5 protein-coding genes are annotated in these 5,367 nt (G+C 69.8%); 3 read left to right on the forward strand and 2 right to left on the reverse strand.

Annotated features, from left to right (window positions below):
* Positions 1 to 573 precede the first annotated feature (573 nt).
* From Q7W29_02120 to istB, 3 genes are read left to right on the forward strand one after another with little or no spacing between them, the layout of a single operon-like run.
* Positions 574 to 1,449 (forward strand): ParB N-terminal domain-containing protein, encoded by an 876-nt coding sequence (locus Q7W29_02120; GenBank protein MDO9170608.1) that lies wholly within the window; start codon positions 574 to 576, stop codon positions 1,447 to 1,449.
* Positions 1,436 to 2,836, forward strand: coding sequence for an IS21 family transposase (gene istA, locus Q7W29_02125; protein ID MDO9170609.1), 1,401 nt, complete (start codon positions 1,436 to 1,438; stop codon positions 2,834 to 2,836). The genes Q7W29_02120 and istA (Q7W29_02125) overlap by 14 nt, the downstream gene beginning before the upstream one ends.
* The gene (istB, locus tag Q7W29_02130; protein ID MDO9170610.1) at positions 2,833 to 3,558 is read left to right on the forward strand and encodes an IS21-like element helper ATPase IstB; all 726 of its coding nucleotides are present in this window, start codon (positions 2,833 to 2,835) and stop codon (positions 3,556 to 3,558) included. The genes istA (Q7W29_02125) and istB overlap by 4 nt, the downstream gene beginning before the upstream one ends.
* Positions 3,559 to 3,620: 62 nt before the next feature.
* On the opposite strand, the gene Q7W29_02135 is transcribed toward istB, so the two are convergent.
* Together Q7W29_02135 and istA (Q7W29_02140) are read right to left on the reverse strand one after the other, a co-directional pair.
* A complete protein-coding gene (locus tag Q7W29_02135) occupies positions 3,621 to 4,001 on the reverse strand; it encodes an ATP-binding protein (GenBank protein MDO9170611.1) in 381 nt (126 codons plus the stop codon).
* Positions 3,998 to 5,293: an IS21 family transposase gene (gene istA / locus Q7W29_02140; GenBank protein ID MDO9170612.1), complete on the reverse strand. Its 1,296-nt coding sequence runs from the start codon at positions 5,291 to 5,293 to the stop codon at positions 3,998 to 4,000. The genes Q7W29_02135 and istA (Q7W29_02140) overlap by 4 nt, the downstream gene beginning before the upstream one ends.
* Positions 5,294 to 5,367 lie beyond the last annotated feature (74 nt).

Consider the following 5,367-nt stretch of genomic DNA (forward strand, 5'->3'; position numbering starts at 1 on the left):
CTTCACCGCTCCCCAGATCTGGCCCGGGTCCGCTCTCCAAAACTGGGCCACCCCCACCCGCTTGACGTAGGCGCTCCGATCGCCACCTGACCTGCCCCGACCGGGCGACAGGAGAGGCTCCCGACGAGGAGCCGATGGCGACGACCCGACCCTGTGCGATCTGCCGGCGCTGGTTCGAGGTGGACCCGCGCGTCGGGAAGCGACACCGGGTGTGCGGCCGGGAGGCCTGCCAGGCCTCGAGGAACAAGCGGGCGTGCGCGAAGTGGCGGGCCGAGCACCCCGACGAGGTGCAGGCGACCCGGACCCGCAAGAAGCTCCCGAAGCAGGAGCCGGACCCGCCTGAGGTCGTGCTCCTGGACCCCATGCGGCACTTCGACCCCTCCGTGGTGCGACACGCGATCGGCGTGGAAGCCAAGGTAGTTCTTGAGGAAGTCGCCAAAGTGATCGTTGCGCTCGCGCGACACGAGAGGCCACCGAAACCCAGGGTTCAACGCCCCGAGATTCCCAGAGTTCCCCCTGCGGCCGCGCGACAGGAGACGGCCCCTGGGCCGGCCCCTCCATAGGCGTGGGGGCATGGTCGCCCTCGAACTTCGCCAGCTTGACCTTCGCTACGCCCCCCTCCGCATCGCCGATCCGACGCGGCGAGCCCGCCTTGAAGCCGCGATCGCGCAGCAGGGACAGCAGGTCCCCGTCCTCGTCGTGCCGGCGGGCGATCGCTTCGTCCTCATCGAGGGGTACGGGCGCGTCGACGCGCTCCGTCGGCTTCACCGCGACGTCGTGCAGGCCGTGACGCTGGAGGTCGGCGAGGCCGACGCGCTCGTGCTGCGGCACCGGCTCGAGGGTGGGCGGCAGCGGAGCGCGCTCGAGGAGGGCTGGCTCGTGGCCGCGCTCCTCGACCACGGCAAGTCGCAGACGGACGTGGCGATCGCGCTGGGGAAGTCGCAGAGCTGGGTCTCGCGGCGCCTTGCGTTGGTACGCACGCTGCCCGAGGCAGTGCAGGCCGCGGTCCGCGAGGGACGCCTCGTCCCGCACGCCGCGGAGAAGTTCCTGGTCCCTATGGCGCGCGCCAACGCGGCCCAATGCGCCACCCTCGTCGAGGGCCTCCGCAGGGTCCGGCCCACCGTTCGCCAGCTCGCCCGCCTCTACGCCGCCTGGAAGGCCGCCGATCCCGAGGTCCGCCAACGCATCGCCGAGCAGCCGCTGCTCTACCTGAAGGCCGAGGACGCCGTGAAGCCGGTCGACCCCGAGGAGGATCTCACCGCGTTGCGCGACGTGGAGGCGGTGGCGGGCGTGTGCGGTCGGGCCCGGAAGGGCCTTCGGGAGGGCGCGTACGGGCGGCTCCCGTCGCACCGGCGACCGCACCTCGACGGGGCCTGGCAGGAGGCGCGGCTCGCGTTCGACGCGCTGGCGGGGCTGCTCGCCGAGGAGGGACTCGATGCTCGATCGTGATGTCCGCATCGCCATCCTGGAGCTGACGCGCCGCGGCCGCGGCACCCGGCGGATCGCCAAGGAGCTGGGCCTGTCGCGCACGTCGGTGCAGCAGGTGGTGAAGAGCGGGCAGTCCGAGCGCCCGGAGTTCGTACGCGCCGAGCTCCTCGACGCACACCTCGACCGTGTGCGGGAGCTCTTCGAGGACTGTGACGGGAACCTCGTCCGGGTGCACGAGGAGCTCGTCGCCGGCGGGGTAGAGGTCGCCTACGCGACGGTGACCGGCTTCTGCCGTCGCCATCGGATCGGCGTGAAGGAGAAGGTCCCCGCAGGCCGGTACACGTTCGAGCCCGGCGAGGAGATGCAGCACGACACCTCGCCCCACGTCGTGCAGATCGGCGACCGGTCGCGCCTCCTGCAGTGCGCATCGGTGGTGCTCGCGCATTCGCGGATGGTCTACGCCCAGCTATACCCCACCTTCGACCGCTTCTATGCCAAGACCTTCCTGACCAACGCCGTCCGGTTCTTCGGCGGCGCGTGCCGACGCTGCATGGTCGACAACACCAACGTCGTCGTGGCCCACGGGACCGGGAAGCGGGCGGTGATCGCCCCCGAGATGGAGGCGTTCGGCGGCCGGTTTGGTTTCGTTTTCGTGGCACACGAGAAGGGCGACGCCAATCGCTCCGCCCACGTGGAGCGGCAGTTCGACCACATCGAGAACAACTTCTACGCCGGCCGATCCTTCGCCGACCTCGCCGATGGCAACGCTCAGCTCCATGCATGGTGCGAGAAGGTCAACCGCGCCCAGAAGCGCTCCCTGCACGCCGCCCCCGTCGAGGTGTTCGCCGCCGAGCGACCGCACCTCGCGCCGCTCCCCGACTGGATCCCGGAGGTCGTCCGCGTCGCGAGCCGGCGGGTGGACGTCGAGGGTTACATCTCCCTCCACCACAACACCTACCCGGTGCCAGTGGAGCTCATCGACGAGCAGGTCGAGGTGCAGGAGACGATCGACCGCGTACGCGTCCTCCACCGGCACAAGGTGGTCGCCGACTACCCTGCCATCGAGCCGGGACGTCGTGAGCGCGCAAAGCTCCTGGAGCCCCGGGTGCGCCGCAGCGCGACGCGCAAGGCCGATCCCGTCGCCCCCGAGGAGAGCGCGCTCATCGCCGCCGGCCCGGAGTTCGTCGCGATGATCGAGCTCTTGCGCCGCACCCAGAAGGGTCGCGCGCGGGTCCCGATCCGGCGCCTGCACCGCCTCTTCCTCGACTACCCCACCGAGACCCTGCGCGCGGCGCTCGTGAGCGCGGTCGCCCACGGGCTCCACGACCTCAGTGGCATCGAGCGCATGGTGCTCCGCGGGCTCGCCGGGGAGCTGTTCCGCCTTCCCATCCCCCCAGAGGACTCATGAACGACGATCTGGACCAGCTCCTGCTGGGCCTCAAGCTCCCCCGCGCCCGCGAGGTCATCGCCCGCGAACTCGAGCGCGCGGCCAAGGACCAGCCTTCCTACGCGGACTTCCTCGCCCGCGTCCTTCGCGAGGAGTACCTCCACCAGCGCCAGAAGAGCCTGGACTACCGCATCCGCCAAGCCCGCCTCCCCGAGGTGTGGTCCATCGACACGTTCCCGTTCGACCGCCAGCCGGGCGTGAGGGCGGCGACCATCCGCGAGCTCGCGGGCCTGGACTTCGTCCCGGCGGCCCAGAACCTCGTGTTCATCGGGCCGACCGGCGTCGGGAAGACCGGCCTCGCCTCCGGCCTGCTCCACCAGGCGCTCGTCAACGGCTACCGGTGCCGTTTCATCCGCGCCCAGGACCTCTTCGACGAGATGTACGCCTCGCTTGCCGACCGCTCCACCCGCCACATGCTGAACCAGCTCCGTGCCTACGATGTGCTGCTCATCGATGAGATGGGGTACCTCAACCTCCGGCCCGAGCAGTCCAACATCTTCTTCAAGCTGATGGAGGAGCGGTACGGGCGCAAGTCCACCATCCTGACCACCAACCTCGACTACGACGATTGGTTCACCTTCCTGGGACAGAAGCCGATGGTCCAGGCGCTGCTCGACCGCCTGCGTCACAAGTGCCACACCATCCGGATCGACGGGCCGTCGTTGAGGACGCCGATGGGCTGATCGACGCTGACTCGGCACCACGAGGCGGTCGTCCCTGACGAGGGGGCGGCCGCTTTCGTGTCTCAGGGGGCGGCGGAGAGGACCGGATCACGATCTTGGAGGGGCCCAGTTCTGGAGAGCGGGAGTGGACCAGATTTGGGGAGCGTTGAAGCCCACCGGCACGTGGCGAGATCGCGCACCTGCTTCGCGTCCACGGAGGGCTGGGCGTCGAAGTCGTAGTCGTCGAGCGTGCGAACGAAGGGGAACTTCGCGATGCTCGTCCCCATCGCGACGCGGCGCTGGTCGCGATACTCGACCTCAGCCGAGCAGAGGTACGACAAGGTCTGCCGCAGGTCGAACTCCTTCCGGGCCGCCTCCTCCAACAAGGCGTCGAGGCGGTCCCGGATCCCGGTGAGCTGCAAACGACTGAGCATGGCGTGGAGCTGCGTGTCCTCGGCGATCACAGCGCACCGCCTACGGAGTCGTCGTACTCGCTCAGCGGGCGCTGGAGGTTGCCGGTCACGACGACTTGAGCGCTACCTCCGGTCAGGCGAGCCTCCTCGGTCTGGCGAACCACCCCGGCCAGGTGGGTCCGGTCGATGATCCGGGCGCGGCTGGGAGGCCGAGCATCGTGGCAGGCGACGGTCGTGTCGCCCCGCAGCACGCTCATCTTGCCGTCCAGGATGCGCACGACGACCCGCTTCCCGATGAGGCGCCACGGGACGCTGTAGTGGTTGGTGTCGACCTCGACGCACCCGTCGGTGTGGACCCTCCGGAAGAGTTCCCGCACGCGCAGAAACGGCACGGCGCGGAGCGGCTTCAGTACCGATCGCTCGGCACGCTCGAAGCGGTCGATCGGGCGGTCGCCGGTGGTGCCGTGGATCCGCACGTCGGCGATCTCCCGCGACCACCGCACGAGGTGGGCGTTGAAGTCCTCCCACGAGCGGAAGGTCCGTCCGGCGATGGCGTTCCGCCCGACATACTGAACCGCGCGTTCATCCTTGCCCTTCGTACGGGCGCGGTACGGGGCGCACGCCCGCGGGCGCACCCCCCAGTGCTCGCAGAAGCCCCGGAAGGTCTCGTTGAAGGTGACCTCGCGCGTCGCGGCGTCGTGGTGGGTCACCAGGGCGCGCGCGTTGTCCATGAGCAGCTCAACGGGCGTCCCGCCGAAGTGCTGGAACGCGGCCTCGATGCCCTCGAGCCACTGCGCCTGGCGTTCGCACGCGTAGGCGATCGCGAAGGTGCGCCGAGAGTACCCGAGTGTGAGGATGCAGAGGTGCGCCACGACATCCTCGTCGCCGATGCGCACGCGCCGCTGGCCGAAGTCGATCTGCATCTGCTGCCCAGGCGGGGTCTCGAATCGGGTGGTCGCCACCGCCTCGGCACGAAGCTCGTCTCGATGGGACTCTACGGCGCGCTCGACGGTCCGCAACGAGACGGTGACGCCGAGCTCGCGGCGCAGCTCCTCGTGGACCACCGCGGCGTTCCCCCGGTGCTGCAGAAAGCGCGCCTGGAGCCACTCCTGATGCGGGTCGAGCGCGCTTTCGCGCTCCGGCGTCTGGTAGCTGCGCCACTCCCCTGCACGGAGGTGGCGGCGGACGGTGTTCGGGCTGATGCCCAGTTCGTGGGCAATGCGCCGCACTCCCCAGCCAAGGGCATGCAGCCGCCTCATCGCGGCGACGTCGTCGGGTGTCTTCATGGTGTCGGTGCTCGGCAGCCTCCCAGGGCTGCGTACCGACTTCTGTGCGTTCGTCATCTGGGTCCTCGCGGGCGACGAGGGGGATCAGTTTTGAGTGTCGTCGGGGGATCAGTTTTGCCTGTCGCCTGACA

Source organism: bacterium (assembly GCA_030654305.1).
Classification (GTDB): domain Bacteria; phylum Krumholzibacteriota; class Krumholzibacteriia; order LZORAL124-64-63; family LZORAL124-64-63; genus PNOJ01.